Origin of the sequence: uncultured Campylobacter sp., assembly GCF_937949835.1 — a bacterium.
In the GTDB taxonomy this organism is placed as follows: Bacteria; Campylobacterota; Campylobacteria; order Campylobacterales; family Campylobacteraceae; genus Campylobacter_B.
This window is the reverse complement of record NZ_CALEDC010000148.1, coordinates 1-2,782: the sequence shown is the minus strand read 5'-3', so window position 1 is coordinate 2,782 and position 2,782 is coordinate 1. Positions and strand designations below refer to the sequence as shown.

Sequence of the window (2,782 nt, the reverse complement as noted above, 5' to 3'; positions counted from 1 at the left end):
CGCCCCCGCTAGGACGGAATTTTAAACTTAGAGTTTTGAATTTATCCTTAAATTTAGGGGGCTGTGCGAAATTCATATAAAAATCCGCCTTATGTGCGGACGAGTGAGCTTTGAAATTCCAAAATTCCTAGAATTTCGCTAAAATTGCGGGCAAATTTAAAGAGGGGCGAAATTTTGACTATTTATGATTTGGAGCGCCTGCGACTGGACGCCAAAAAGCACGTGGAGCAGCTAAAGCTCATTGCCGTCATAAGTATGATCGCCCTGTTTGCGGTATTCGGCGTCATCGCGTATTTTGCGCGTAGGCAGGGCGTGCAGAGCTTTAGCGCGACGCTGCTTATGCTGCTGGCGATCGCCTCGCTCGCCGTGAGCCTTAAAGAGGTGCATCTAAACGGCTGGCAAAAGGATCTCATCGGCACGGAAAATATCTTAAAATTCGGTGCGGTCGCGATCTCGTTTTTGATCTTAAAATACTCCGCAGCCTTGCCGCAGACGCTGATAGGCTTAGCCGCGCTTGCGCTTGGGGTGTGGCTAGCGACGCGGCTTTACGCGCTCGGCGTAAAAAGCATGCAAGAGATCTTTACGGGGCGGTACCGCCAAAGCTACAAGCAGCACTATCTGGCGCCTTTCGTGCGCGAGCTCGGCTACGAATACGTCTCCTACGGCAGCGTGCCGTTTTGGCGCGTGGTGCAGAGCGATCTGTTCGAGTTCATCGAAAATCTGCGCGGCAACGACCGCGTGGGCGGCGCGTGGCAGGGGGTGAGCTTCGAGTTTAGCGACGTGAGTTTTTTTCATCAAAATTTACAGCACGAGCTCGTGGGGGCGTTTTTCGTAGCGGAATTTAACAAACGCATCATCGCGCCCGTTTTCATCTATCCGCGCGAGATACAAAATAAACAGCACGTAGGTCTAAAGCCCGTTGCGATGGATAATGTGGAGTTTGCCGCGCGCTACAAGGTGCTTAGCGACGAGCCGCAAAACGCGATGTACGTGCTAACCCCTGCATTTATGGAGCGATTTTTGGCGGTGGGCGACGCGCTCGGGGCGCAGATCTGGGCGAGCATCAGAGAGCGGCGGATCCATATTTTCGTGCACACCGGGCGCGATAATTTCGAGCCTAGCGTCTATGAAAGCGTGCTGCGCCGCGACCCCGCAAGCGAGATAAAGAGCGAAATTTTAAGCTTTTTGAGTATCGTTAAAATTTTAAAACTGAATGTGAGGATTTGGATTTAATAAAATTTAAGCGGTATTTCTGCTAAAAATTTTTAACTCTTAAAAGATAATTCGGCGCGTCCAGGCTTATCAAATTTTGATTTCATACGAGGCTATCTTCTAAACATTTATCGCATAGCTGTTTATCAAATTTTTGCTTTACTTCTAAACCTGCTCCTAGCCTATATAAAAATTTGCGGCTGGATTTTGTCTAAATTTTTTCCCGTTTTTAGTAAAAAATAGGTTTTTAGCTCCTTGTATTCGCTGCTCGTTAAAATCGAGGCGTCGATGATGAAGTGCTTATCGAAGATAATCAAACTATCGCCGCTTAGCATATCCAGTCCAAGCCCTAGTCCGTTCATCAATCTAAAAATCAGTAGCGGGAGTATGCCGAGCCCAAATGCTATTGGCACTATAAATGGGGCTATCGCATAGCCTTTAAAGTAAAAAACCGTGGACATCAAAACGAAGTAGATCATAACGACGCAAAATCCAAACTTTTTTGTAGCGATCAGTGATTGAAATTCGGAAGGCCCGAAGGTTCGTTTTATTCCTAATATATTTGATAATTTTATTTCGAATAGGACTAAATTTTTCTTCGTAGAAAAATACTCTATGGCGGAATTTTTAAATTTAATATAGCAGCTTCCGAACTCTTTTGGGCGTTCATTTAGCTCTCCTGGATGCGGTGGTCTGTATGGTGCAAAATGTGAAAGAAAGTCCAAAATAAATACAATCGGCAGATATAGCTTTATCATCTCTATCGCGTTGTCTTTTATGATTATCGGCTCTTTGTCGTAATCTCTAGCCTTGGAATTCTGCGGTAAGACGCCGCTGTCATCGGATATAAAATTTTGCTGCTCTATGTTGTTTACACAGGCGGAATTCTGATCCGCTTCGGCTTCCAATTCGGCTTCTAAATTTAAAGCGTCAGGATCGGAATCTAGGGTTTCAGAATTTGAAGCTCTAGAATTCAGGGATTCAGAATTTAAAACTTCAGAATTCGAAGCTTCAAAATTTGAGACTTCGGAATTTTTGGTTTCAAAATTCGAGGCTTTAGAATTTTCGCCGTTAAAATTTTGTTCCAAGCCCCGCTTTGGCTTCTGATGTCGCTTTTGTAGTAGCTTTCTTAATTCCTCAAGCCTGTTTTGATCCATTCTTGCCCCCGATAAGGCGTTTTAACCTCGATTATTTTTGCTTGCGCTTTTCATTGTCGCTAGCTCCTGCGCCAAAAATTCCCCCGTATAGCTACCGGTCTTTTTGAAATCTTTTGCTAGCTTTTCTGGGGTGCCGCAAGCGACGATCTGTCCGCCGCCCTCGCCGCCTTCTGGCCCCATATCGATGATGTAATCGCAGTTTTTGATGACGTCCAGATTGTGCTCGATCACAAAGACGGAATTTCCCAGATCGACCAAATGATGTAACACCGCCACCAAGCGATCTACGTCTGCAAAATGAAGCCCCGTCGTGGGCTCGTCTAGGATATATAGCGTGTTGCCCGTATCGGTGCGGCTTAGCTCCTTGGCGAGCTTGACGCGCTGCGCCTCGCCGCCCGAGAGCGTCGTGGCGG

2 protein-coding genes and 1 pseudogene are annotated in these 2,782 nt (G+C 46.3%); 1 reads left to right on the top strand and 2 read right to left on the bottom strand.

Annotated elements, in window-relative coordinates; all coding sequences use genetic code 11:
• Positions 1–174 precede the first annotated feature (174 nt).
• Entirely contained in the window at positions 175–1,233 is a 1,059-nt protein-coding gene (locus Q0256_RS03240; RefSeq protein ID WP_297959997.1) for a DUF3137 domain-containing protein, read from the top strand.
• 161 nt (positions 1,234–1,394) lie between these two features.
• Here the strand turns inward: Q0256_RS03240 and Q0256_RS03235 are convergent, their stop codons facing one another.
• Positions 1,395–2,369, bottom strand: coding sequence for a hypothetical protein (locus Q0256_RS03235; RefSeq protein WP_297959995.1), 975 nt, complete (start codon positions 2,367–2,369; stop codon positions 1,395–1,397).
• 21 nt (positions 2,370–2,390) lie between these two features.
• Positions 2,391–2,782 (bottom strand): annotated as a pseudogene (locus Q0256_RS03230) (excinuclease ABC subunit A); the annotation flags it as partial.